This window comes from Streptomyces sp. NBC_00102, from assembly GCF_026343115.1.
Lineage (GTDB): Bacteria > Actinomycetota > Actinomycetes > Streptomycetales > Streptomycetaceae > Streptomyces.
Map to the genome: position 1 here is coordinate 3,337,328 of NZ_JAPEMC010000001.1, position 23,132 is coordinate 3,360,459.

Sequence of the window (23,132 nt, forward strand, 5' to 3'; positions counted from 1 at the left end):
GCGCTCGTGAGAACCGCCCGGAGGGGGTGGGTCAGGACCGGGCCGCGGTCGCGGCGGCCGGTTCGGGGGTGTGCGAGGCGACGATCCGGCCGTCCCGTGCCTGGCGGCGCTCCAGCAGGCTGGACAACACAGCGAGGATCAGGGCGGCTCCCGCGAGTGCGGCGCCGACCCAGTTGGGTGCGGTGTAGCTGAAGCCGGCCGCGATCACCATGCCGCCAAGCCAGGCGGAGAGCGCGTTGCCCAGGTTGAAGGCGCCGATGTTGACCGCCGAGGCCAGCGTCGGAGCACCCGACGCCTGGTCCAGCACCCGCTTCTGCAGGGGCGGAACGGTGGCGAATCCCAGGGCTCCGATGAGGACGACGGTGACGGCTGCGGCGACCTTGTTGTGCGCGGTCACGGTGAACAGGGCCAGCACGACCGCGAGCGAGCCGAGGGTGACGAAGAGCATCGGCATCAGATGCCGGTCCGCGAACTTCCCGCCCAGCAGGTTGCCGGCCACCATGCCGATCCCGAAGAGAACCAAAAGCCAGGTGACCGATGACGGGGCGAAGCCGGCGATGCCGGTCATCATCGGAGTGATGTAGGTGATCGCGGCGAAGACGCCGCCGAATCCCAGCACGGTCATGGCCATGGCCAGCAGGACCTGCACGTTGCGGAAGGCGGCCAGCTCATGGCGGAGCCGTACGCCTTCGGGACGGGGCTGCTCCGGCACGAGCTTCGCCACACCGAGCAGGCCGATCACGCCGAGGGCGGCGACCACGAGGAAGGTGACCCGCCAGCCGGCGGTCTGACCGATGTACGTGCCCAGCGGAACACCGACCACGTTGGCGACGGTGAGACCGGTGAACATCATGGCGATGGCGCCGGCCTTCTTCTGCGGGGCCACCAGGTCGGCCGCGACGACCGAACCGATCCCGAAGAAGGCTCCGTGGGCGAGCGAGGCGATCACCCGTCCGACGATCATGACGCCGAACACGGGGGCCAGGGCCGACACGACGTTGCCGATGATGAAGAGACCCATCAGCAGCATCAGCATGCGCTTGCGGCTGACCTTGGTGCCCAGCAGCGTCATGAGCGGGGCGCCCACGACCACACCGAGCGCGTACCCCGTGACCAGGAAGCCCGCGGTCGGGATGGACACCTGGAAGTCCGCGGCCACCTCGGGGAGCAGCCCCATGATCACGAACTCGGTGGTCCCGATTCCGAAAGCCCCGATGGCGAGGGCGAGAAGCGCCAGCGGCATGGATTCACCTCTCCTGAAGATTGCGTCTGCGCCTTACAAGCGTCGACAATAATTGCAGACGCTGGTTAATTGCAAGCGCGGGCTATTGCACGCGTCCCCTATCCTGGAGCCAAGCAGCTCCCGCACGGAGGAGAGACGATGACCGCCACGGACCCCGCCCTGACCGCCCTGGCCCAGGGGTGGTGCGCTCTTTCCCTGCTGCACGGAAAGATCGAGGCGCACATCGAGCGGGCCCTGCAGGCCGGTCACGACCTCAGCGTCCGCGAGTACTCCCTGCTGGACGTCCTGAGCCGGCAGCACCAGGGCCCCGGCGGCCATCTCCAGATGAAGCAGGTGGCCGACGCGGTCGTGCTGAGCCAGAGCGCCACCACACGCTTGGTGACCCGCCTGGAGGACAGGGGACTGCTCACCCGGTACCTCTGCGACACGGACCGCCGGGGCATCTACACCGACGTGACGGAAGCGGGCCTCACCCTGCTCACCGAGGCCAGGCCCACCAACGACACCGCCCTGCGGGCCGCCCTGGACGAAGCGGCCGAGCACCCCGAACTGGCGCCGCTCGTGAGGGCGGTCGAGGGGCTCAAGGTCCCTGCGTAGACACCCTCCGGCGGAGCGGGAGTACCGCCCGGACGGGGAGCCGTGGCACGCGCTGCGTAGGGTGCCGATCATGACGGAACTGCTGATACGGCCCGCGACCTTCGCCGACGTCCCGGCCATCGTCTCGATGCTCGCCAATGATCCCCTGGGCGCGCAGCGCGAGTCGCCCGACGACCTCTCACCGTACGAGAAGGCGTACCGCCGCCTCGCGGACGACGCGAACCAGTATCTGATGGTCGCCGTGCGGGGCGACCAGGTGGTGGGCACGGCCCAACTCACCATCATCCCCGGTCTGTCGCGGCGGGGCGCCACCCGTTCCGTCATCGAGGGGGTCCGGGTGCACAGCGAGGAGCGCGGCAACGGACTCGGCACCCGGTTGATCCAGTGGGCCGTGGACGAATCCCGGCGCCAGGAGTGCCAGTTGGTCCAGCTGACCTCCGACGCGACCCGGACGGATGCCCACCGCTTCTACGAACGTCTCGGCTTCACTCCGAGCCACGTGGGCTTCAAGCTCGCGCTCTGAGCACGCCGTTCACCGGCTCCACGGGCCCGTCCGGTCCGGTGTTTCACGTGAAACACCGGACCGGACGGGGCACACCGAATGCTTCTCTCAGCGAGCCAGCCCTCGCCAGCCCTCCGGGTCCACGCCCCCGGGGATGGCGTCCGCCGGGTCGTAGGGCTCACGGGTGAAGACGAAGGAGCCCAGGTCCAGGTGGGACACCAACCCGTCGGTGTTCCGCACCATCCGCAGCCGCTCCCCCGCGTGGTACCCGCTGAGTCCGGTCCAGCTGCCGTCCGGCTCAGCCCGGAGCTTCGTACCCCGCCCGGTCCCCGCCAGCGGAGCCAGCTCCAGACAGCGGTCGTCCAGCAGCTTCACCACGTACCGCTGGGTACCCCAGTACCAGGGTCCGGTCAGGGCCAGCAGGTCCTGGTCGACCTCGGGCAGCGGGCGCCAGGGTTCCGGGATGCGGGGCTCCGCCTCCGCGACGATCCGCACGAGGTCCTGGGCCACCTCGGTGATGGGGGGCCCTGAGGTAGCGTTGGTCAGCACGACGGCGGCCACGTCGTCCTCCGCGCACACCCAGAGACAGGCCAGGAAGCCGGGCAACGAGCCGGAGTGTCCGAAGAGGGTGCGCCCGTCCCGGTGGACGACCTGGAGCCCGAGCCCGTACGTACCCGTCCAGTCGCCGGCCTCCAGCGGAACCGAGGGCGCCCGCATCTCCCGGACCGAGGCGGCGCTCAGGACCCGGTCGTCCCCCTCGGCGAGGAAGCCTGCGAAGGTGAGCAGGTCCCCCACGGTCGACCAGAGCTGCCCGGCGGGGGCCATCAGCCCCAGGTCATGGCTCGGTTCGGGCAGCATCACGTCGGCCCACGGGTGCACGGCCCAGCCTCCCGCGTGCGGCGCCTGCGGGTCCACGCTCGTACGACGCATCCCCAGCGGCTCCAGGATCTCGCGCCGCAGCACCTCCTCCCAGGAGTCCCCCCGTACCGCCTCGACGAGGGAACCGAGCACGGTGTAACCGGGGTTCGAGTAGTGGTGGCGGAGACCGGCCGGGTGCCGGAAGGGCTGCTCGCCGAGGACGGCGGCCAGGTCCGGGCGGGTGTCCCCGGGTGTCCGCTCCCACCACGGGGAGGGTGTCTCGGCGGTGAGTCCGGCGCCGTGACCGAGGAGCTGACGGATGCTCACTCCCCCGACGCCCGAGCCCGGCAGGTGCTTCTCCACCTGGTCGTCCAGATCGAGCAGCCCCTCGTCCCTCAGCCGGAGCACCAGAACGGCGGTGAAGGTCTTGGTGATCGAGCCGATCCGGTACTGCGTGTCGCTGTCGGGCTCATGTCCGTCGACACAACTGCGCCCCCCGCTCCACCCGATCCGCCCGTCCCGGAGCACTCCGGCCACCATCGAGGGGGTGCGCCCCTCCCTCTGGGCGGTGGCGGTGCGGTGCAGCAGGGCCCGTCGGGTGGCCGGCAGCAGTTCTTCGTTCCATGACGTCATGGAACGAAGAATGGTCGAAACCGGCGCCGCCCCGCGACTCCATTCAGCGCCGAAGCGCTCGGGGCCGGTAGACCGGTCAGGGCGCGTACACGGGTCAGGGCGCGGGCGAACCCTCGCGGGCCTGGGTGGCGGCGATGAGCCCGGTCAGCGACGTACGCGCCTCCGACAGCGCGGAGATCCGGTCGTCCAGACCCAGCAGGTGATCCTGGAGGATCTCCAGCCTGCAGCCGTCTACCGTGCCGTCCCCACCGACGCACGGCAGCAGATCCCGGATGACCCGGGTCGGCAGGCCGGCGTCCAGGAACGAGCGGATGCGGCGGACCACGACGGGGGCGCCGTCCTCGTAACGGCGGTGGCCGCTCGCGAGGCGGTGGGACTCCAGGAGGCCCTGCTCCTCGTAGTAGCGCAGCAGTCGGACAGAGGTACCCGTCACCTCGGACAGCTCACCGATCTTCATGTGGCGCTCCTCACAACCGCTTGAACCTCACACGGATGAGAGATCCTAGTGTCGCGGCCATGACGAACACACGGAACACGGCTCGCCCCATCGCCCTCTACGGATTCCTCCGGCCCCGGCCGGAGCGCGCGGACGAGGTCCGGCGCATCCTCCTCTCCTTCGTGACACCCACCAGGCAGGAACCCGGCAACCTGCAGTACCACCTGCACGAGCACGAGGACGGCCGCTTCTTCCTTTACGAGGTCTGGCGCTCCCAGGAAGACCTCGACCGCCACAACGCGACGCCCCCGCTGCGCGCCTTCCTGGAGAACCTGCCGACCTACCTGGAAGGACCCTCGGACGGCTTCTTCAACACCATGATCAGCCCGTACGAGGAAGGCGTACCGGTCCCCGCGTGAAGGGTGCAGCGACGAGCCGCCCGGTCCACGGCATCCGGCGGACGGGTCCGGGCGGCTCGTCGCTCCAGCTGTAGAGGCCGCCACCCGTGGTGACCGCGGATGCCGCCAGCCGGGACACTCCTCGCAGGACCGCCGGCAGATCGTCGTCGGTCATCTCGTCCCCGTCGTCAGCTCTGAGCCTCGCGGTCCAGCGGACTGCGAGCTCTTCCAAATCGGTGGAGTTGGCGTTGGTCAGCGCCCGGACCAACCGCGGCGGCAGAGCGAACACCTCGATGCCATCGTTCAAGGGCGCGGTGACCCACTCCGGCCATGGCCGCCACGCAAGGAGCTGCTCGATCGGCGGTACCTCGGCAGAGGGTTCCGCGAAGTACATGTCCCACTCCGCGATGGCACTGTCCGGCTCCATGAAACGGCAGGTCACCGAAGCAAACGCCGGGCCAGGTCCCCGAAGGCGCGTCTCGGCGGCGCTCTCGTCGTCCGGAGCGAGGAAGAACACGATGTCGTGAGCCATCTCAGCATGGTGGCAGTCGGCCGAGCCGAGCGCCTGCCCCGTCCAGAAGAGCTGTTCTCCGTCCCGTGTCCTGTTGGCCACGGGGTGCCGTCGCCGATGGAAAGTGGCCACACGTCCCGCGAACCCGCGAAAGCGGCGGATCAGGTCTGCGCCATGTCGACAAAACGGGAGTAGTGGCCCTGAAACGCCACGGTGATCGTGGCGGTGGGGCCGTTACGGTGCTTGGCGACGATCAGGTCCGCCTCGCCGGCGCGGGGTGACTCCTTCTCGTACGCGTCCTCACGGTGGAGCAGGATCACCATGTCGGCGTCCTGCTCGATGGAGCCGGACTCACGGAGGTCGGAGACCATCGGCTTCTTGTCCGTACGCTGCTCGGGACCTCGGTTCAGCTGGGAGAGCGCGATCACCGGAAGCTCCAGCTCCTTGGCGAGCAGCTTGAGGTTTCGGGACATGTCCGAGACCTCTTGCTGGCGGCTCTCGGCACGCTTCGAACCACCGGACTGCATCAGCTGCAGATAGTCGATGACGACCAGCTTGAGGTCGTTGCGCTGCTTGAGACGACGGCACTTCGCCCGGATCTCCATCATGGAGAGGTTGGGCGAGTCATCGATGTACAGCGGAGCCGCCGAGACGTCCGGCATCCGCCGGGCCAGGCGCGTCCAGTCCTCGTCCGTCATGGTGCCCGACCGCATGTGGTGCAGGGCCACCCGGGCCTCGGCCGAAAGCAGACGCATCGCGATCTCGTTGCGCCCCATTTCCAGGGAGAAGATCACGCTCGGGAGGTTGCCCTTGATCGAGCAGGCCCGGGCGAAGTCCAGCGCCAGGGTCGACTTACCCATGGCGGGACGGGCGGCGATGACGATCATCTGTCCGGGGTGCAGACCGTTGGTCAGCGCGTCCAGGTCGGTGAACCCCGTGGGGACACCGGTCATCTCACCGCTGCGGGAACCGATCGCCTCGATCTCGTCGAGTGCGCCCTCCATGATGTCGCCGAGCGGCAGGTAGTCCTCGCTGGTGCGCTGCTCGGTGACGGCGTAGATCTCCGCCTGGGCGGAGTTGACGATGTCGTCGACGTCTCCGTCGGCCGCGTATCCCATCTGTGTGATCTTCGTACCGGCTTCGACCAGGCGGCGGAGCACGGCCCGCTCATGGACGATCTCGGCGTAGTACGAGGCGTTCGCCGCGGTCGGCACCGACTGGACGAGGGTGTGGAGATACGGCGCGCCGCCGACCTTGGTGATCTCGCCGCGCCGGACCAGCTCGGCGGCGACCGTGATCGGGTCGGCGGGCTCGCCCTTGGCGTAGAGATCGAGAATGGCCGTGTAGACGGTCTCGTGGGCGGGGCGGTAGAAGTCGTGCCCCTTGATGACCTCCACGACCTCCGCGATGGCGTCCTTGGAGAGCAGCATGCCGCCGAGCACCGACTGCTCGGCATCCAAGTCCTGCGGGGGCACCCGCTCGAAACCCGGAGAGCCGCCTTCCCAGTCGCTGTCACGACCCCGGTCGTGCCGGTCGTCGCGCCCCGCGCGGTCACCGCGTTCGCCGCGACGCTGACGGGAAACAGGCAGACGGTCACTGGGACCGACGTCGGCCCAGGGCTCGTCCAAAGGCTCCGGAATGCTCACCGGGCCACCTCCTCCCGTCCGCTTCGCGGACCTAGCCATGCCACTCTTTCTTACGGCACGGCACCGACAAACAGGACACCCGACTCCGCTTACTGCGCTTCGATTTCAGCGCGTTCCGAAGGACGGCCGGAGTACGGGCGACGGTCCACGGTAGGCCGCCACGCACCGTCAGCCAATCTGGTTATCCACAGGGCATGTGGACGACGGACCAGATGCTGTGGAGAAGTCCGCCGATCCTGTGCACGGACCGGGGGACAGCACTGTGGACAAACTCATAACATCGGCACGCACGCACCCCTGACCTGGCATTTTCCCGTCCACCGACTGTGGGGGAGAAAAACTTTCCCGCTTCTTTCAAGATCACTTCGAACGACGCGTGGCCCAGCGCACAGACCCTGCGAAAGTAAGGACTGCAAGGGACTTGCGTGCATTACCTGTGGAAGATTGGATTGGCTCTCATGACCAAGGCCCCCGTGACACCGGCATCAGGTCGCCGACGGCACGACCGGGAGATCGTCGCACTCGCCGTGCCCGCCTTCGGCGCACTCGTGGCCGAGCCCCTTTTTCTCATGGTGGACAGCGCGATCGTGGGCCACCTCGGCACCCGGCAACTGGCCGGGCTCGGGGTGTCCGCAGCACTTCTCTCCACCGCCGTCAGCATCTTCGTCTTCCTCGCCTACGCCACCACCGCGGCCGTCGCCCGCCGTCTCGGCGCGGGCGATCTCGCCTCCGCGATCCGCCAGGGCATGGACGGCATCTGGCTCGCCCTGCTCCTGGGGGCTCTGGTCGTCGCAGCCGCCCTGCCCACCGCACCGTGGATCGACGATCTCCTCGGCGCCTCCGAAACCGCGGCTCCCTACGCGACCACCTACCTCCGCATCTCGACGCTCGGAATACCGGCCATGCTGGTCGTACTGGCGGCGACCGGTGTGCTGCGTGGACTCCAGGACACCCGCACTCCGCTCTACGTCGCCATCGGCGGCTTCTCCGCCAACGCGATCCTCAACGCGGTCCTGGTCTACGGCGCCGACCTGGGCATCGCCGGCTCCGCCTGGGGCACCGTGATCGCACAGACAGGCATGGCCGCCGCCTATCTGGTGGTGGTCGTCCGGGGCGCCCGTCGGCACAGAGCATCGCTCCGCCCCGACGCGGCGGGCATCCGCGCGAGTGCCCGAGCCGGAGTTCCGCTGCTGATCCGAACGCTCTCCCTGCGCGCGGTCCTCGTCATCGCCACCGCGGTCGCCGCCCGGCTCGGCGACGTGGAGATCGCGGCGCACCAGATCGTCCTCTCGCTCTGGACCCTCGCGGCCTTCGCCCTGGACGCCATCGCCATCGCCGGTCAGGCGATCATCGGGCGCTATCTCGGCGCCGACGACGCCAAGGGAGCGCGTGAGGCGTGCCGTCGGATGGTGGAGTGGGGCCTGGCCGCGGGAGTGGTGCTCGGCGCTCTCATCGTGCTCGCCCGCCCCCTCTTCATCCCGCTGTTCACCAGCGACTCGTCCGTACGCGACACCCTGCTGCCCGCACTGCTGGTGGTGGCGGTCTCCCAGCCGATCGCCGGGGTCGTCTTCATCCTGGACGGGGTGCTCATGGGCGCCGGAGACGGGCGCTATCTGGCTCTGGCCATGCTGGTCACCCTGGCCGTCTTCGCCCCGGTGGCCCTGCTGATCCCCACCCTCGGCGGCGGACTCACGGCACTCTGGTGGGCCATGGACCTGATGATGGCCGTCCGGCTCATCACCCTGTGGCTCCGCGCCCGCTCGGGTCGGTGGCTCGTCACCGGCGCCACCCGCTGATCCGGGTACGCCTCGCTGACGGATGAATCGTCATGTTTCACGTGAAACGACGAAGGGCCGTACCCCGCGGGGTACGGCCCTTCACCTAACTCGTACGAGCACTGCCTCAGGCAGCGACAACCTCGACGCCGAGCTGCGCCGCGACCTCGGGGTGCAGGCGCACGGACACCTGGTGTCCGCCGAGCGTCTTGATCGGCGAACCGAACTCGACGCGACGCTTGTCGACCTCCGGGCCACCGGCAGCCTTGATCGCCGAAGCGACGTCGGCCGGGGTGACGGAGCCGAAGAGGCGGCCGGCGTCGCCGGAGCGAACAGCCAGACGGACCTTCACGGACTCGAGCTTGGCCTTGATCTCGTTGGCCTGCTCGATCGTCGCGATCTCGTGGATCTTGCGGGCGCGGCGGATCTGCGCCACGTCCTTCTCGCCACCCTTGGTCCAGCGAATGGCAAAGCCACGCGGGACCAGGTAGTTGCGAGCGTATCCGTCCTTGACGTCGACGACGTCGCCGGCGGCACCGAGGCCAGTGACCTCGTGGGTGAGGATGATCTTCATGTTTGCGTCACCCTTCCCTTATCGCGCGGTGGACGTGTAGGGCAGCAGCGCCATCTCACGGCTGTTCTTGACTGCCGTGGCGACGTCACGCTGGTGCTGAGTGCAGTTGCCCGTAACGCGGCGGGCACGGATCTTGCCGCGGTCGGAAATGAACTTCCGCAGCATGTTCGTGTCCTTGTAGTCCACGTACTGGGTCTTGTCCTTGCAGAACGCGCAGACCTTCTTCTTAGGCTTGCGCACAGGCGGCTTCGCCATGGTGTTTCTCCTGTGTGATCAAGAAGTGGGGGTACGAGCCGGACCTAGAAAGGAGGCTCGTCCGAGTAGCCGCCGCCGCTGGAACCGCCGGAGCTTCCGCCCCAGCCGCCCTGGCCGCCCCCGCCCTGCTGGCCGCCGGAGGGTGCGCCGGTCGCCCACGGGTCGGCGTCGGGAGCACCGCCGCCGCCCTGCTGGCCACCGCCACCGGGACCGCCGCCCCAGTTGCCGCCACCCTGCTGGCCGCCGCCGTATCCACCCTGGCCGCCACCCTGGCCGCCCTGCCCACCGCGACCCGCGGTCTTGGTGACCTTGGCCGTGGCGCTCTTCAAGCTGGGGCCGACCTCGTCGACGTCCAGCTCGTAGACCGTGCGCTTGATGCCCTCACGGTCCTCGTAGGACCGCTGCTTCAGCCGACCCTGCACAATGACGCGCATGCCTCGCTGAAGCGACTCCGCGACGTTCTCCGCCGCCTGACGCCAGACCGAGCAGGTGAGGAACAGGCCTTCGCCGTCCTTCCACTCATTGGTCTGCCGATCGAAGATGCGGGGTGTGGACGCGACACGGAACTTCGCGACCGCCGCACCGGAAGAGGTGAAGCGCAGCTCGGGGTCGTCGACGAGATTGCCGACGACCGTGATGACGGTCTCGCCTGCCATGGATGAACCTCTCGGCGGGGATTTCTTAACTCTGGCTGCTACTCGAACCCGATGACCGCTGAGCTAGATGCTCAGTGGGTCTCGGGACGGAGGACCTTGGTCCGGAGGACCGACTCGTTCAGGTTCATCTGGCGGTCGAGCTCCTTGACGACCGCAGGCTCGGCCTGCAGGTCGAGGACCGAGTAGATGCCCTCGGGCTTCTTCTTGATCTCGTAGGCGAGCCGACGACGGCCCCAGGTGTCGACCTTCTCAACCTTCCCGTTGCCCTCACGGACGACGGAGAGGAAGTTCTCGATCAGGGGAGAGACAGCGCGCTCTTCCAGATCGGGGTCGAGGATGACCATCACTTCGTAGTGACGCATGTGGAACCCACCTCCTTTGGACTCAGCGGCCACGGTCGTTCCGTGGCAGGAGGGTCGTGATGCGTACGCATCGGTGTCCGTCGGGCGGAACAGCGACTCGGCGGGCATCTCGGGAAGAGTGCCGCCGGGCAGCCTCAAGGCAGACACCGGTGCAGACCGTACAGACTACCTGCCATGGACCCCCGGGTTGAAATCCAGGGCCAAGGATGCGCAATCTGTACATATCGGATGTGAGCGGCGTCTCAGTACGCCGCCCCCTTCGGCAGGAGGCACTTCATGGCCCAGGTAGCGCACACCCGCCCGCGGAACCGCCCCACCGGCTCCCTCTTCGCCACGGACGGCAGGCCCCATCCGCTCCAGGACACCCTGATGGTGGTGACCGGAGTCCTCGGCGTCCTGGCCTTCGTGTCGGCCATGTTCCACGACCTGCACCTGCTCAGCTCGTGGGCCGGGCTCGTCGGCATCCTGGTCGGCGGCTACGGAATGTGGATTTCCAGGACCACCTGGGAGCGGTTCGCCCTGATCATGGGCATCGGCTCCTCCGCCGTGGGTTTCTACCTCGGAATGGCCCACGGAGGCCTCTTCGGCGGAGTGGTCAGCTGACCCGGCAGGTCCCGCGCGGCCCCGGCGGCAGCTCCGCCGGGGCCCTCGCGACACCGGCTCGCGGCCAAGTGCCGTACGGGCCAGAACGGGCGCTCCCCGCTCACAGTAGGCTTCGGCGCGAGAGCCGGAGCCCCTGACCGATGGGGACACACCTGCCGAGGAGCGCCCCGCATGAGCCTGACCCTGAGGACCATCAGCCGCGAGCAGCATCTGGCGTACATCCAGAGCCTGCCCGCGGCAAGTCACTGCCAGGTCCCGGCGTGGGCTGACGTGAAGACCGAGTGGCGGTCGGAGAGCCTCGGCTGGTTCGACAGGAACGGTCAGATCGTCGGCGCCGGACTGGTGCTGTACCGACAGCTCCCCAAGATCAAGCGGTACCTCGCCTATCTCCCCGAGGGCCCGGTCATCAACTGGTACGCGCCCAACCTGGACGAGTGGCTCCAGCCGATGCTCGCCCACCTCAAGCAGCAGGGCGCCTTCTCGGTGAAGATGGGCCCGCCGGTCGTCATCCGGCGCTGGGACTCCACCGCCATCAAGGCCGGCATCCAGGACCCGGACGTGAAGCGTCTGCGGGACGTGGAGGCCACGGTCATCGAGCCGCGGGCCTTCGAGGTCGCGGACCGACTGCGCAAGATGGGCTGGCAGCAGGGCGAGGACGGCGGCGCCGGATTCGGTGACGTGCAGCCCCGCTTCGTCTTCCAGGTGCCGCTCGCGAACCGCTCCCTGGAGGACGTCCTCAAGGGCTTCAACCAGCTGTGGCGCCGCAACATCAAGAAGGCCGACAAGGCCGGTGTCGAGGTCGTCCAGGGCGGCTACGAGGACCTGGCCGAATGGCAGCGGCTGTACGAGATCACGGCCGTGCGCGACCACTTCCGCCCGCGCCCCCTCTCGTACTTCCAGCGCATGTGGTCCGTCCTCAACTCCGAGGACCCCAACCGGATGCGGCTGTACTTCGCCCGCCACAACGGGGTCAACCTCTCGGCCGCGACCATGCTCGTCGTCGGCGGACACGTCTGGTACTCCTACGGCGCCTCCGACAACATCGGCCGCGAGGTCCGGCCCTCCAACGCGATGCAGTGGCGCATGCTGCGCGACAGCTACGCGATGGGCGCGACCGTCTACGACCTGCGCGGCATCAGCGACTCCCTGGACGAGACCGACCACCTCTTCGGCCTGATCCAGTTCAAGGTCGGTACGGGCGGGGAAGCCGTCGAGTACGTCGGTGAGTGGGACTTCCCGCTCAACAAGCTTCTGCACAAGGCACTCGACATCTACATGTCGCGCCGCTGACGCACCCGGGCCCGGCGAACGACCGGCCCCGTCCGCTCCGTTGACATCTCCGTACGTTCTGCGATCTCAGACACACCGCAGCCACCAGAAAGGTTCCGGGCCGGCCATGGCGCTCTCCCTCTACGTCGACACCGCGCGCTGGCGGGCGCACCAGAAGTCCGTGATCGAGCAGTTCCCGGGCCTCGTACCGGTCTGCAAGGGCAACGGTTACGGCTTCGGGCACGAGCGTCTGGCCGACGAGGCCATCCGCTTCGGCTCGGACATGCTGGCGGTGGGGACCACGTACGAGGCCGCCCGGATCAAGGACTGGTTCAGCGGCGACCTGCTCGTCCTCACCCCGTTCCGGCGGGGCGAGGAGCCTGTTCCGCTGCCCGACCGCGTGATCCGCTCGGTCTCCTCCGTCGACGGGGTGCACGGCCTCGTCGGCGCCCGGGTCGTCATCGAGTGCATGAGCTCGATGAAGCGCCACGGGGTCAAGGAGGAGGAGCTGGGACAGCTCCACGCCGCCATAGAGGACGTACGTCTCGAAGGCTTCGCGCTGCACCTCCCGCTGGACCGCACCGACGGTTCGGACGCGGTGGAGGAGGTCATCGGCTGGATGGACCGGCTGCGCAACGCCCGGCTGCCCCTGCACACCATGTTCGTCAGTCACCTCAAGGCCGCGGAACTGGCCCGGCTGCAGCAGCAGTTCCCGCAGACCCGCTTCCGTGCCCGCATCGGCACCCGCCTCTGGCTCGGCGACCACGAGGCCACCGAGTACCGCGGCGCGGTGCTGGACGTGACGCCCGTCGTCAAGGGCGACCGCTTCGGCTACCGGCAGGGCAAGGCCGCGTCGGACGGCTGGCTGGTGGTGGTCGCCGGCGGTACCTCGCACGGGGTCGGTCTGGAGGCCCCCAAGGCCCTGCACGGCGTGATGCCGCGCGCCAAGGGCGTCGCCCGGGCCGGACTGGCCACGGTCAACCGCAACCTGTCGCCGTTCGTCTGGTCCGGCAAGCAGCGCTGGTTCGCCGAGCCGCCGCACATGCAGGTGTCGATCCTGTTCGTGCCGTCGGACGCGCAGGAGCCGCGGGTCGGCGACGAACTCGTGGCACATCTGCGCCACACCACCACCCAGTTCGACCGTCTCGTCGAGCGCTGACACCCCCGTCGGGCGCTGAGTCGAGACACTGAGGCGTACCGCGGGCGGGTCCGGTCAGTCGCCGGACCCGCCTCCGCGCACCGCTCCCCAGTCCGCCGGCTCACCCCAGAACGCCTCGTCCTCGAACTCCCGGTTGCCCATCGGCGCCAGGACGAACACGTCCGGCGCTCCGTCGAGCACTCCGCCGGAGGGATCGTCCGCGCCGTCCTGGCGCACCACGTCCCGGTCGGGCAGGACGATGTCCCGCACGACCAGGGCGACGAGGTAGAGCGTGCCCAGCAGGTGGAGAACGACGGCGAGCTGGTAGCCGTCCTGCGGCAGCCCCTGGTGCTTGTCGCCGCTGCTCGTGTACGCGAGGTACATCCAGATGCCGAGGAAATACAGCACCTCGCACGCCTGCCAGATCAGAAAGTCCCGCCAGCGCGGGCGCGCGAGCGCGGCGAGCGGGATCAGCCAGAGCACGTACTGCGGTGAGTAGACCTTGTTCGTGAGGACGAAGGCCGCGACCACCAGGAAGGCGAGCTGGGCGAACCTCGGCCGGTGACGCCCGACCAGTGCCAGTGCCGCGATGCCGAGACAGCAGAGCGCCATCAGCACCACCGAGGCCATGTTCACGAAGGAGACGTCGATGGGCCGTCCGATGCGCTGCTGGACGACCAGCCAGAACGACCCGAAGTCGATGGAGCGCTCCTGGCTGAAGGTGTAGAACTTCTTCCACCCCTCGGGCGCGTACAGCATCACCGGCAGGTTCACCACAAGCCAGGCGGCCGCGGCCGAGAAGGCGGCGACGAGGAACGGCCGCCACTTCCCCGCGCGCCAGCAGAGCACCAGGAGCGGTCCGAGCAGCAGGACCGGATAGAGTTTCGCCGCGGTCGCCAGGCCGATCAGGACCCCGAACGCGACCGCCCTCCCGCGCGACCACATGAGCATCCCGGCGGCGGTCAGGGCGACGGCCAGCAGGTCCCAGTTGATGGTGGCGGTGAGCGCGAAGGCGGGCGCCAGCGCGACCAGCAGCCCGTCCCAGGGGCGGCGGCGGTGGGTACGCGCGACGCACACGGCGGCCACCACCGCGCAGACCATCAGCAGACCGGCGTTGACGAGCCAGTACATCTGCTCGCGCTGCTGCATCGGGTCGCTGTCCGGGGTGAGCGTGAGCCAGGAGGCGACCTGCATGAACAGACCGGTCAGCACCGGGTACTCGAGGTACTGCATGTCGCCGCCGAGCCGGTCGAAGTACGGCAGCAGTCCGTCCGCGAAGCCCCGGCCGACGAAGAGATGGGGCACGTCGGAGTAGCAGGCGTGGGTGTACTGCGAGCTGACGCCCCTGAACCAGGCCCAGTTGTAGCAGGGAATCTTCTGCACCATGCCGAGCGCGAACATCCCGATCGCCACCAGGGCGACCACGCGCACGGCCGACAGCCCTCCGCCGCCGAACCGCGCGAAACGGCCCGCCGGCCCGCCGATCAACTCGCTTCCCGCAGCGGCGATCTCGTCCCGTCGCGTGGGCGCGACGGCCCGCTCCTGGTCCTCGCTGGTCTCTTCTGCGCTTGGCATGCGCCACATCCTGCCGTACCGGGCTGTGCGGGAGGCGGGGGACCGCCGGACACGGCGGAGGGCCGCCCGCACCTCGCTGGGTGCGGACGGCCCTCTGTCGGCCCTGATCGGGACCCGGGCGGGTGGAGCCGCGGCTATCCGCCGTTCTTGCCACCCGGGTTGAAGATCCCTCCACTGTCGTCGCTGTCGTCGGTGGCCGTCGCCGTGGGATCGGTTCCGGCCGACGTGCCGTCGGTGTCGTTGCCGGCCGCCGCTCCCGCCGTGTCCGTACCGGCCGCCGCTCCGGCGTTGGTCCCGTCCGGGACGCAGGTGCTCCAGCCCCAGGTCTTGCAGGTCTCGGTCGGCGTCGGAGTGGTGGGGGGCGCGGTCGTCGGGGTCGGATCCTCGGACGGCTCCTCGGACGGCGTGGGCGAGGCGCTGGGAGTCGGAGAGGGGGTCGGGCTCGGGCTCGAACCGCCGCCGTACACCTTCTCGCCGATGGGCTCGGGCTTGGGGAAGTCCTCGACCTTCATGCCCTCCACCGCGCCGACCATGTAGTCGTGCCAGATCTGCGCGGGGAACGACGCCCCGTGAATCTTCTCTTTTCCGGCGGTACCGAACATCGACTGGAAGCCACGGTTCGCGTGCTTCTCGTTGTCGTCCATGCGGAACATGCTGACGGCGGTCGAGATCTGCGGGGTGTAGCCGACGAACCAGGCCGACATGTTGTCGTCGGTGGTACCCGTCTTGCCCGCCACCGCACGGCCGGGAAGCTGCGCGGAGGTACCCGTGCCCTTCTCGACGACGTTCTTCAGCACGTCGGTGACGTTGTCGGCGACGGCGGGGTCGAAAGCGGTCTTGGTCTTCTTCTCGTGCTGGAAGATGACCGCGCCGCCCTTCTTGACCTCGCTGACCGAGAACGGCTCGTTCTGCTTGCCGCTGGTGGCGAACGTGGCGTACGCGCCCGCCATGTTGATGGCGCTCGGCGAGGACGTGCCGATGGAGAACGACGGAACGCTGTCGTTGGCCATGTACTTGTCGTCGTGCAGGCCCGCGGCCATCGCGGCGTCCTTCACCTTGTCCCCACCGATGTCCATGCCGAGCTGGACGAAGGGCGAGTTGATCGACTCCTGCATGGCGTACCGCAGGTTCACGTCACCGTAGGAGATGTGGTCGTCGTTGGTCTGGAGCCACTGCTTGCCCTTCTCGTCCTCCCAGGGCGTCCCCTTGTAGTTCTTGATCTTCAGCTCGTTCTTGCCGTTGTAGATGCTGTCCGGGGAGACCGGGGTGCGCTCGGAGTCGCTCTGTTCCTCACCCAGATCGGGGTCTCTCTTGCCGTACTCCATGGCGGCCGCCAGAACGAACGGCTTGAAGGTCGAGCCGACCTGCGCACCCGTGGGGGTGGCGTTGTTCGTGTAGTGCTCGGTCGCGTCCTTGCCGCCGTAGATGGCGAGAATGGCACCGGTGGAGGTGTCCACCGAAGCGCCGCCGAACTGGACGTAGAGGTCCTCGGTGCGCTTCTTCGGGTCGATGTTCTCGTCGTAGACCTTCTTGACGGCGTCGTTGAGCTGCTGGACCTTCTTCTTGTCGAAGGTCGTGTGGATCTCGAAGCCGCCCTGGGCGAGAGCGGTCGAGTCGACCCCCGCGATGCCCCGGGAGAGGAAGTCGGTCTTGGCGAGGTCCACCAGGTAGCCGGTCTGGCCGCTGAGCTGAGCGCTCTTCTTCGGCGCGACGGGCATGGGGAACTTCGTGTACTTGGCGCGCTCCGCCGCGGGGAGGCGGCCGTCCTTGACCTCCTCGTCGAGGATCCAGCTCCAGCGCTTCGTGGCGCGGGTCAGGTTCTTCTCGGCGGTCGCCTCCACCGAGTCCACCTCGGGGGCCCCGGCCGGGTCGTAATAGCTGGCGCCCTTGAGCAGCGTGGCCAGGAAGGCGCACTCGCTCGGGTTCAGCTCGGTGGCGTCCTTGTTGTAGTACGTACGTGCCGCGGCCTGGATGCCCGAGGCACCCCGGCCGTAGTAGGAGACGTTGAGGTACCCCGCCATCACCTCGCTCTTCTTCATCTTGCTGCCCACCTTGAGCGTGATGAAGAGTTCCTTGAACTTGCGGGTGACCGTCTGCTCCTGCGTGAGCATCGAGTTCTTCACGAACTGCTGGGTGATGGTCGAACCGCCCTGGGTCTCACCGCCCTTGGCCATGTTGAACAGGGCTCGCGCGATACCCATCGGGTCGATGCCGTGGTCCGTCTCGAACGACTTGTTCTCGGCCGAGATCACCGCGTTGCGCATGGCCGCGGGGATCTGCGCGTAGCTGATCTCCTGGCGGTTCACCTCGCCACCGGTCGCGACCATCTGCGAGCCGTCGGCCCAGAAGTAGACGTTGTTCTGCGCCTTGGCCGCCGAGCTGACCTCGGGGGTCTTCACCAGCGCGTACGACACGCCGGCGACGCCCATCAGGAGGCCCAGGAAGCCCACGCAGAGGCCGGAGACCAGCTTCCACGACGGCACCCAGCGGCGGAAGCCGTACTTGCCGTAGCGCGGGTAGTCGATGATCCGCTTCTTGCCGGGCCGCCCGTCTCCCCGGCCCCGCCCGGGGCCCTCGGAACCTCCGCCGCGGCGTCGGCCACCTCCCCCGCCGCCGCCCGGGCCCCCGGAACCGGGGCCTTCGGCCCCGCGCCGACGGCCTCCCCGCTGCGCGGCGCGACGCGCTTCGGCGCGGCCACCCGGCGGGCGTTCCTCGGCGTACGCCCCGGAAGGTGACTCATCAGTCACTCTGGGTGATGGTGCTGCGCGGCGTCCTGTTGGCTGCGGCGCGGCTCGTCGGGCCGCGGCACGCCCCCCGTCTTGCGGTTGAGGCGTTTTGCGACGGTGCTCGCTCATCGAACGACTACTCCTCGGGCAGGCGAGAGCGCCTGGAAGCGGCAGTTGAGATCCGGTCCCCCCGAATGTGCGGACTGGCCCTGCGGAAGGCTCATCCGCAGTACATCCGGCAGTCCGCGATGACTGACGCCCGGCGGCGCCTCGCGGTTCCCGGTGATCTGCATCCCGGACAGACTACGCACGGTCAAAACCCGTCTAGGGCCGAACTTCACCCCAAATGACGCAAGTCGCTTGCTACGAATTGGTGATGTGACGCCGTTCACGAAGGCAGCCCTTGTCGAACCTCGCGGACCGATCTATCGTGCAGATGTATCGAGTCGATACATCAAGGCGGCATAAGTACGCCGCCCGAACATCTCGGACCACGCGACAGCAGAGGAGGCGAAGATGAGCAGGCGCTCCGGCATCCTCGAATTCGCTGTCCTCGGACTGCTCCGCGAGTCCCCGATGCACGGCTATGAGCTGCGCAAACGCCTCAACACCTCACTGGGCATCTTCCGCGCCTTCAGCTACGGCACCCTCTATCCCTGCCTCAAGACGCTTGTCGCCAGTGGCTGGTTGATCGAGGAACCGAGCACGGCTCCGGCCGATCTCGTGGCACCCGCCTCCTCACTCGCGGGACGCAGGGCGAAGATCGTGTACCGGTTGACGGCGGAAGGCAAAGAGCACTTCGAGGAGTTGCTCTCGCACACCGGTCCGGACGCCTGGGAGGACGAGCACTTCGCCGCTCGTTTCGCCTTCTTCGGCCAGACGGAACGCGATGTGCGGATGCGGGTCCTGGAAGGCCGGCGCAGCAGGCTGGAAGAGCGCCTGGAGAAGATGCGCGCCTCCCTCGCCCGCACCCGTGAACGACTCGACGACTACACACTTGAGCTGCAGCGACACGGCATGGAGTCCGTGGAGCGCGAAGTGCGCTGGCTGAACGAGCTCATCGAGAGCGAGCGCTCGGGGCGGGACCGGCGACGGTCCGCACCCGAGGGCTCCCCTCAGCAGGACACAGCAGAGGAAACGGGCGGCCTGCCCCGGCGCCGGGCTGACACCCCGCCGGATCCGTCCGATGACACCGCCTGACGGGGACCCCGCACATCGCGGGAGCCATCCTCAGGACCACCATTACACACAGGGAGCAACCGGAATGGGTTCGGTTCGCGTAGCCATCGTCGGCGTGGGCAACTGCGCCGCCTCGCTGGTGCAGGGCGTCGAGTTCTACAAGGACGCCGATCCGGCCGGCAAGGTGCCCGGTCTGATGCACGTCCAGTTCGGCGAGTACCACGTCGGCGACGTGGAGTTCGTCGCCGCCTTCGACGTCGACGCGAAGAAGGTCGGCCTCGACCTCGCGGACGCCATCGGTGCCAGCGAGAACAACACCATCAAGATCGCGGACGTGCCCACCACCGGCGTCACCGTCCAGCGCGGCCACACCCACGACGGTCTGGGCAAGTACTACCGCCAGACGATCGAGGAGTCCGCCGAGGCCCCCGTGGACATCGTCCAGGTCCTCAAGGACAAGCAGGTCGACGTTCTCGTCTGCTACCTCCCCGTCGGCTCCGAGGTCGCGGCGAAGTTCTACGCCCAGGCCGCCATCGACGCCAAGGTCGCCTTCGTCAACGCCCTCCCGGTCTTCATCGCCGGCACCAAGGAGTGGGCGGACAAGTTCACCGAGGCCGGTGTCCCGATCGTCGGCGACGACATCAAGTCGCAGGTCGGCGCGACCATCACGCACCGCGTGATGGCGAAGCTCTTCGAGGACCGGGGCGTCGTCCTGGACCGCACGATGCAGCTGAACGTCGGCGGCAACATGGACTTCAAGAACATGCTCGAGCGTGAGCGCCTGGAGTCCAAGAAGATCTCGAAGACGCAGGCCGTCACCTCGCAGATCCGTGACCGCGAGCTCGGTGCCGACAACGTCCACATCGGTCCGTCGGACTACGTGGCGTGGCTGGACGACCGCAAGTGGGCGTACGTCCGCCTCGAGGGCCGCGCCTTCGGCGACGTCCCGCTGAACCTCGAGTACAAGCTCGAGGTGTGGGACTCCCCGAACTCGGCCGGTGTCATCATCGACGCCGTCCGCGCCGCGAAGATCGCCAAGGACCGGGGCATCGGTGGCCCGATCCTCTCCGCTTCCTCGTACTTCATGAAGTCCCCGCCGGTCCAGTACTTCGACGACGAGGCCCGCGAGAACGTCGAGAAGTTCATCGCCGGCGAGGTCGAGCGCTGATCCGCCGAACGGCCGACAGCATCAACTGAGCGGTGCGGCAACGCCCCCTCACACGCCTGACGTCGAAGGTCCCCGAGCCACGTGCTCGGGGACCTTCGACGTATGTGACCCTTGCTCACATGGCTGTCGCGCGTGATCTGCGCATACTTCTGCGCCTTCGGAACTTCCGTCGCCTCCTCGCCGTGCGGCTCCTCTCCCAATCGGCGGACGGCGTCTACCAGGTCGCACTGGCCGCGCACGTCGTCTTCTCGCCCGAGAGACAGGCTTCGGCAGGTGCCATCGCCTCCGCCATGGCGGTCCTGCTCCTCCCCTACTCGCTGGTCGGCCCGTTCGCCGGAGTGCTCCTCGACCGCTGGCCGCGCCGCCAGGTCTTCCTCCACGGGAACCTGCTCAGAGCCGCGCTCGCCTGCTGTACCGCGCTGCTCATCCTCGGCTCCGTACCCGAGTGGCTCTTCTACGCCTCGGCGCTCTGCGTCACGGCGGTCAACCGCTTCGTCCTCGCCGGGCTCTCCGCCGCGCTGCCGCGCGTCGTCGACACCGACCGGCTCGTGCTCGCCAACTCGCTCTCCCCGACCGCCGGTACGCTCGCGGCCACGGCCGGCGGCGGACTCGCCTTCGCCGTCCGTCTGCTGGCCGACGACTCCGACGCCGCGGTCGTACTGCTGGGTGCTCTGCTCTACCTTCTCTCGGCCCTGGTCTCCCTCTCCCTGCCCCGGAAGTTGCTGGGACCTGACGCCCAAGAGGGCGCGTTGCGCCTGCGAGCGGCGATGGGGGTGACCGCACGAGGGCTCGTCGCGGGGATGCGGCACCTGGTGGACCGCAAGGACGCCGGCCGAGCGCTGATCGCCATGACGGTCCTCCGCTTCTGCTACGGGGCTCTCACCGTCATGGTGCTCATGCTCTGCCGCTACTCATGGTCGGACGACGAGTCCGAGGGGCTGGCGCTGCTCGGGCTGGCGCTGGGGATTTCCGGGGCGGGGTTCTTCGTCGCCGCGGTCGTGACGCCGTGGGCCGTGGGCCGCTTCGGCTCGTACGGCTGGATCGTCGTCTGCGCGGGGGCGGCGGCCGTCCTGGAACCGGCCCTGGGGCTGCCGTTCGCCTTCGCACCGATGATGGTCGCGGCGTTCGTGCTCGGCGTGGCGACTCAGGGGTCCAAGATCGCGACGGACACGGTGGTGCAGACGTCGGTGGCCGACACGTACCGAGGTCGCGTCTTCTCCCTCTACGACGTGCTGTTCAACGTGGCGTTCGTGAGCGCGGCAGCCGTCTCCGCGCTCGTCCTGCCGGCCGACGGCCGGTCCGCCTTCGTGGTCGCCGGAGTGGCGGTCCTCTACGCCGTCGTCGCCGTGACGATGTTCCGATGGCGACGTCTCTCCGCCACCACCTCCTGACCCGGCGATCCACGTCGACGTTTCACGTGAAACACCGTTGCCGGACAGCCTTGAGGGCGGTGTTTCACGTGAAACACCGCCCTCCTCGGACCACCGCGGGCTCAGCCCTGAGCCCGCCACCACTCGGTGAGAGCAGCGGCTGCGGCGTCCTCGCCCATCGGACCGTTCTCCAGTCGCAGCTCCAGCAGGAACGCGTACGCCTGACCGATGACGGGCCCCGGGCCGACATCGAGAATCCGCATGATCGCGTTGCCGTCCAGGTCGGGACGGATGGAGTCCAGCTCCTCCTGCTCCTGGAGCAGGGCGATGCGCTCCTCCAGAGCGTCGTACGTCCGAGAGAGCGCGTTCGCCTTGCGCTTGTTCCTGGTGGTGCAGTCCGAACGAGTGAGCTTGTGGAGCCGCTCCAGCAGGGGTCCCGCATCGCGCACGTACCGGCGGACGGCCGAATCGGTCCACTCACCGTCGCCGTAGCCGTGGAAGCGGAGGTGGAGCTCCACCAGCCGCGAGACGTCCTTGACCATGTCGTTGGAGTACTTCAGCTCCGTCAGACGCTTCTTGACCATCTTGGCGCCGACCACCTCGTGGTGGTGGAAGGAGACGCGGCCGTCCTTCTCGAAGCGCCTGGTCCGGGGCTTGCCGATGTCGTGGAGCAGCGCGGACAGCCGCAGGACGAGGTCCGGGCCGTCCTCCTCCAGGTCGATCGCCTGCTCCAGGACGATCAGGGAGTGCTCGTAGACATCCTTGTGACGGTGATGCTCGTCACTTTCCAGTCGGAGCGCCGGGAGCTCGGGGAGCACATAGCGGGCCAGTCCCGTATCGACCAGCAGCCCCAGTCCCTTCCGGGGGTGTTCGGAGAGAAGCAGCTTGTTGAGCTCCTCCCTCACCCGCTCCGCAGAGACGATCTCGATGCGCTCGGCCATCTCCGTCATGGCTTCGACCACCTCGGGAGCCACCTCGAAGTCGAGCTGGGCGGCGAACCGCGCGGCCCGCAGCATGCGGAGCGGGTCGTCGGAGAAGGACGCCTCCGGGGTTCCGGGCGTGCGCAGGACCCTGTCGGCGAGGTCCTTCATCCCGTTGTGCGGGTCGATGAACTCCTTCCGCGGAAGCGCGACGGCCATGGCGTTGACCGTGAAGTCCCGGCGGACCAGATCGTCCTCGATGGAGTCTCCGTACGAGACCTCGGGCTTCCGGGAGGTCCGGTCGTACGCCTCCGAGCGATAGGTCGTGATCTCGACCTGATAGCCGTCCTTCTGCGAGCCCACCGTGCCGAACGCGATCCCGATCTCCCAGACCGAGTCGGCCCAGGGGCGGACGATCTTGAGAACGTCCTCCGGGCGGGCGTCGGTGGTGAAGTCGAGGTCGTTCCCGAGCCGCCCGAGCAGCGCGTCCCGGACCGAACCACCGACCAGGGCGAGAGCGAAGCCCGCTTCCTCGAAACGGCGGGCGAGGTCGTCGGCGACGGGGGAGACCCGCAGCAGTTCGCCGGCCGCACGGGGCTCCGTGCGGCTCAGGGCGCTGGACTTGTCTTCGTTGGCGTTCGGCACAACAGAAAAGGGTACGTGCACCGACCGGCCCGGGCGTCATCGTTTCCAGGAGCCCTGCGAGACTCTGCCGATCATGAGGGGCGGTCCGGAGCA

22 protein-coding genes are annotated in these 23,132 nt (G+C 68.4%); 10 read left to right on the top strand and 12 right to left on the bottom strand.

What is annotated here, in order from left to right; genetic code table 11:
* Window positions 1–31: 31 nt before the first annotated feature.
* Window positions 32–1,243, bottom strand: coding sequence for an MFS transporter (locus tag OHA55_RS14855; protein ID WP_266706571.1), 1,212 nt, complete (start codon window positions 1,241–1,243; stop codon window positions 32–34).
* A 138-nt stretch (window positions 1,244–1,381) separates the two neighbouring features.
* On the opposite strand from OHA55_RS14855, the gene OHA55_RS14860 reads away from it, so the two are divergent.
* A complete protein-coding gene (locus OHA55_RS14860; protein WP_266706573.1) occupies window positions 1,382–1,840 on the top strand; it encodes a MarR family winged helix-turn-helix transcriptional regulator in 459 nt (152 codons plus the stop codon).
* Window positions 1,841–1,910: 70 nt separating this feature from the next.
* Window positions 1,911–2,363 carry a GNAT family N-acetyltransferase gene (locus tag OHA55_RS14865; protein WP_266706575.1) on the top strand — a complete coding sequence of 151 codons (453 nt, stop codon included), beginning with the start codon at window positions 1,911–1,913 and terminating at the stop codon, window positions 2,361–2,363.
* A gap of 87 nt (window positions 2,364–2,450) precedes the next feature.
* Here the strand turns inward: OHA55_RS14865 and OHA55_RS14870 are convergent, their stop codons facing one another.
* Together OHA55_RS14870 and OHA55_RS14875 are read right to left on the bottom strand one after the other, a co-directional pair.
* Window positions 2,451–3,833: a serine hydrolase gene (locus OHA55_RS14870; protein WP_266706577.1), complete on the bottom strand. Its 1,383-nt coding sequence runs from the start codon at window positions 3,831–3,833 to the stop codon at window positions 2,451–2,453.
* A gap of 94 nt (window positions 3,834–3,927) precedes the next feature.
* Window positions 3,928–4,290, bottom strand: coding sequence for a MerR family transcriptional regulator (locus tag OHA55_RS14875; RefSeq protein WP_266706579.1), 363 nt, complete (start codon window positions 4,288–4,290; stop codon window positions 3,928–3,930).
* A gap of 59 nt (window positions 4,291–4,349) precedes the next feature.
* Here OHA55_RS14875 and OHA55_RS14880 point away from each other — a divergent pair, with 59 nt between their 5' ends.
* Window positions 4,350–4,688, top strand: a complete 339-nt coding sequence (locus OHA55_RS14880) for a putative quinol monooxygenase (RefSeq protein WP_266706581.1) — start codon at window positions 4,350–4,352, stop codon at window positions 4,686–4,688.
* On the opposite strand, the gene OHA55_RS14885 is transcribed toward OHA55_RS14880, so the two are convergent.
* The gene (locus OHA55_RS14885; RefSeq protein WP_266706583.1) at window positions 4,651–5,199 is read right to left on the bottom strand and encodes a hypothetical protein; all 549 of its coding nucleotides are present in this window, start codon (window positions 5,197–5,199) and stop codon (window positions 4,651–4,653) included. The two genes, OHA55_RS14880 and OHA55_RS14885, sit on opposite strands and share 38 nt — an antisense overlap.
* A gap of 140 nt (window positions 5,200–5,339) precedes the next feature.
* A complete protein-coding gene (dnaB, locus tag OHA55_RS14890; RefSeq protein ID WP_266706584.1) occupies window positions 5,340–6,824 on the bottom strand; it encodes a replicative DNA helicase in 1,485 nt (494 codons plus the stop codon).
* 458 nt (window positions 6,825–7,282) lie between these two features.
* On the opposite strand from dnaB, the gene OHA55_RS14895 reads away from it, so the two are divergent.
* The gene (locus tag OHA55_RS14895; protein WP_266706585.1) at window positions 7,283–8,620 is read left to right on the top strand and encodes an MATE family efflux transporter; all 1,338 of its coding nucleotides are present in this window, start codon (window positions 7,283–7,285) and stop codon (window positions 8,618–8,620) included.
* Window positions 8,621–8,726: 106 nt separating this feature from the next.
* On the opposite strand, the gene rplI is transcribed toward OHA55_RS14895, so the two are convergent.
* The 4 genes from rplI to rpsF all read right to left on the bottom strand — a co-directional run bounded on the left by rplI (window position 8,727) and on the right by rpsF (window position 10,446).
* Window positions 8,727–9,173, bottom strand: a complete 447-nt coding sequence (rplI, locus tag OHA55_RS14900) for a 50S ribosomal protein L9 (protein WP_266706586.1) — start codon at window positions 9,171–9,173, stop codon at window positions 8,727–8,729.
* 18 nt (window positions 9,174–9,191) lie between these two features.
* Window positions 9,192–9,428: a 30S ribosomal protein S18 gene (gene rpsR / locus OHA55_RS14905; RefSeq protein ID WP_003967857.1), complete on the bottom strand. Its 237-nt coding sequence runs from the start codon at window positions 9,426–9,428 to the stop codon at window positions 9,192–9,194.
* 44 nt (window positions 9,429–9,472) lie between these two features.
* Window positions 9,473–10,084, bottom strand: a complete 612-nt coding sequence (locus OHA55_RS14910) for a single-stranded DNA-binding protein (protein WP_266706587.1) — start codon at window positions 10,082–10,084, stop codon at window positions 9,473–9,475.
* A gap of 71 nt (window positions 10,085–10,155) precedes the next feature.
* Window positions 10,156–10,446 carry a 30S ribosomal protein S6 gene (rpsF, locus tag OHA55_RS14915; RefSeq protein ID WP_266706588.1) on the bottom strand — a complete coding sequence of 97 codons (291 nt, stop codon included), beginning with the start codon at window positions 10,444–10,446 and terminating at the stop codon, window positions 10,156–10,158.
* Between the two features lie 276 nt (window positions 10,447–10,722).
* Here rpsF and OHA55_RS14920 point away from each other — a divergent pair, with 276 nt between their 5' ends.
* The 3 genes from OHA55_RS14920 (at window position 10,723) to OHA55_RS14930 (ending at window position 13,477) form a co-directional block, all read left to right on the top strand.
* Entirely contained in the window at window positions 10,723–11,049 is a 327-nt protein-coding gene (locus tag OHA55_RS14920) for a hypothetical protein (RefSeq protein ID WP_266706589.1), read from the top strand.
* Between the two features lie 171 nt (window positions 11,050–11,220).
* Entirely contained in the window at window positions 11,221–12,339 is a 1,119-nt protein-coding gene (locus OHA55_RS14925) for a peptidoglycan bridge formation glycyltransferase FemA/FemB family protein (protein ID WP_266706590.1), read from the top strand.
* 106 nt (window positions 12,340–12,445) lie between these two features.
* Window positions 12,446–13,477, top strand: a complete 1,032-nt coding sequence (locus tag OHA55_RS14930) for an alanine racemase (RefSeq protein ID WP_266706591.1) — start codon at window positions 12,446–12,448, stop codon at window positions 13,475–13,477.
* A gap of 54 nt (window positions 13,478–13,531) precedes the next feature.
* On the opposite strand, the gene OHA55_RS14935 is transcribed toward OHA55_RS14930, so the two are convergent.
* Together OHA55_RS14935 and OHA55_RS14940 are read right to left on the bottom strand one after the other, a co-directional pair.
* Window positions 13,532–15,031 (bottom strand): glycosyltransferase family 87 protein, encoded by a 1,500-nt coding sequence (locus OHA55_RS14935; protein WP_266706592.1) that lies wholly within the window; start codon window positions 15,029–15,031, stop codon window positions 13,532–13,534.
* Between the two features lie 134 nt (window positions 15,032–15,165).
* Complete coding sequence (locus OHA55_RS14940) at window positions 15,166–17,886, bottom strand: transglycosylase domain-containing protein (RefSeq protein ID WP_266706593.1); 2,721 nt, start codon at window positions 17,884–17,886, stop codon at window positions 15,166–15,168.
* A gap of 387 nt (window positions 17,887–18,273) precedes the next feature.
* Here OHA55_RS14940 and OHA55_RS14945 point away from each other — a divergent pair, with 387 nt between their 5' ends.
* The 3 genes from OHA55_RS14945 to OHA55_RS14955 all read left to right on the top strand — a co-directional run bounded on the left by OHA55_RS14945 (window position 18,274) and on the right by OHA55_RS14955 (window position 21,495).
* The gene (locus OHA55_RS14945; RefSeq protein ID WP_266706594.1) at window positions 18,274–18,957 is read left to right on the top strand and encodes a PadR family transcriptional regulator; all 684 of its coding nucleotides are present in this window, start codon (window positions 18,274–18,276) and stop codon (window positions 18,955–18,957) included.
* 64 nt (window positions 18,958–19,021) lie between these two features.
* On the top strand, window positions 19,022–20,104 hold the full coding sequence (locus OHA55_RS14950) for an inositol-3-phosphate synthase (RefSeq protein ID WP_266706595.1): 1,083 nt from the start codon (window positions 19,022–19,024) through the stop codon (window positions 20,102–20,104).
* 119 nt (window positions 20,105–20,223) lie between these two features.
* Complete coding sequence (locus OHA55_RS14955) at window positions 20,224–21,495, top strand: MFS transporter (protein WP_266706596.1); 1,272 nt, start codon at window positions 20,224–20,226, stop codon at window positions 21,493–21,495.
* Window positions 21,496–21,596: 101 nt separating this feature from the next.
* Here OHA55_RS14955 and OHA55_RS14960 read toward each other — a convergent pair whose 3' ends face one another.
* Window positions 21,597–23,039, bottom strand: coding sequence for a CCA tRNA nucleotidyltransferase (locus tag OHA55_RS14960; protein WP_266706597.1), 1,443 nt, complete (start codon window positions 23,037–23,039; stop codon window positions 21,597–21,599).
* Window positions 23,040–23,132 lie beyond the last annotated feature (93 nt).

Excerpts from the sequence above, each read along its gene's own strand:
- OHA55_RS14920 (WP_266706589.1), top strand. The coding sequence starts at position 10,723 with ATGGCCCAGGTAGCGCACACCCGCCCGCGGAACCGCCCCACCGGCTCC.
- OHA55_RS14925 (WP_266706590.1), top strand. The coding sequence starts at position 11,221 with ATGAGCCTGACCCTGAGGACCATCAGCCGCGAGCAGCATCTGGCGTAC.
- OHA55_RS14860 (WP_266706573.1), top strand. The coding sequence starts at position 1,382 with ATGACCGCCACGGACCCCGCCCTGACCGCCCTGGCCCAGGGGTGGTGC.
- OHA55_RS14855 (WP_266706571.1), bottom strand. The coding sequence starts at position 1,243 with ATGCCGCTGGCGCTTCTCGCCCTCGCCATCGGGGCTTTCGGAATCGGG.
- OHA55_RS14950 (WP_266706595.1), top strand. The coding sequence starts at position 19,022 with ATGGGTTCGGTTCGCGTAGCCATCGTCGGCGTGGGCAACTGCGCCGCC.
- OHA55_RS14880 (WP_266706581.1), top strand. The coding sequence starts at position 4,350 with ATGACGAACACACGGAACACGGCTCGCCCCATCGCCCTCTACGGATTC.
- rplI (WP_266706586.1), bottom strand. The coding sequence starts at position 9,173 with ATGAAGATCATCCTCACCCACGAGGTCACTGGCCTCGGTGCCGCCGGC.
- OHA55_RS14940 (WP_266706593.1), bottom strand. The coding sequence starts at position 17,886 with ATGAGCGAGCACCGTCGCAAAACGCCTCAACCGCAAGACGGGGGGCGT.
- rpsR (WP_003967857.1), bottom strand. The coding sequence starts at position 9,428 with ATGGCGAAGCCGCCTGTGCGCAAGCCTAAGAAGAAGGTCTGCGCGTTC.
- OHA55_RS14945 (WP_266706594.1), top strand. The coding sequence starts at position 18,274 with ATGAGCAGGCGCTCCGGCATCCTCGAATTCGCTGTCCTCGGACTGCTC.
- OHA55_RS14895 (WP_266706585.1), top strand. The coding sequence starts at position 7,283 with ATGACCAAGGCCCCCGTGACACCGGCATCAGGTCGCCGACGGCACGAC.
- OHA55_RS14935 (WP_266706592.1), bottom strand. The coding sequence starts at position 15,031 with ATGCCAAGCGCAGAAGAGACCAGCGAGGACCAGGAGCGGGCCGTCGCG.
- OHA55_RS14910 (WP_266706587.1), bottom strand. The coding sequence starts at position 10,084 with ATGGCAGGCGAGACCGTCATCACGGTCGTCGGCAATCTCGTCGACGAC.
- OHA55_RS14955 (WP_266706596.1), top strand. The coding sequence starts at position 20,224 with ATGGCTGTCGCGCGTGATCTGCGCATACTTCTGCGCCTTCGGAACTTC.
- OHA55_RS14865 (WP_266706575.1), top strand. The coding sequence starts at position 1,911 with ATGACGGAACTGCTGATACGGCCCGCGACCTTCGCCGACGTCCCGGCC.
- OHA55_RS14885 (WP_266706583.1), bottom strand. The coding sequence starts at position 5,199 with ATGGCTCACGACATCGTGTTCTTCCTCGCTCCGGACGACGAGAGCGCC.
- OHA55_RS14930 (WP_266706591.1), top strand. The coding sequence starts at position 12,446 with ATGGCGCTCTCCCTCTACGTCGACACCGCGCGCTGGCGGGCGCACCAG.
- rpsF (WP_266706588.1), bottom strand. The coding sequence starts at position 10,446 with ATGCGTCACTACGAAGTGATGGTCATCCTCGACCCCGATCTGGAAGAG.
- OHA55_RS14870 (WP_266706577.1), bottom strand. The coding sequence starts at position 3,833 with ATGACGTCATGGAACGAAGAACTGCTGCCGGCCACCCGACGGGCCCTG.
- OHA55_RS14875 (WP_266706579.1), bottom strand. The coding sequence starts at position 4,290 with ATGAAGATCGGTGAGCTGTCCGAGGTGACGGGTACCTCTGTCCGACTG.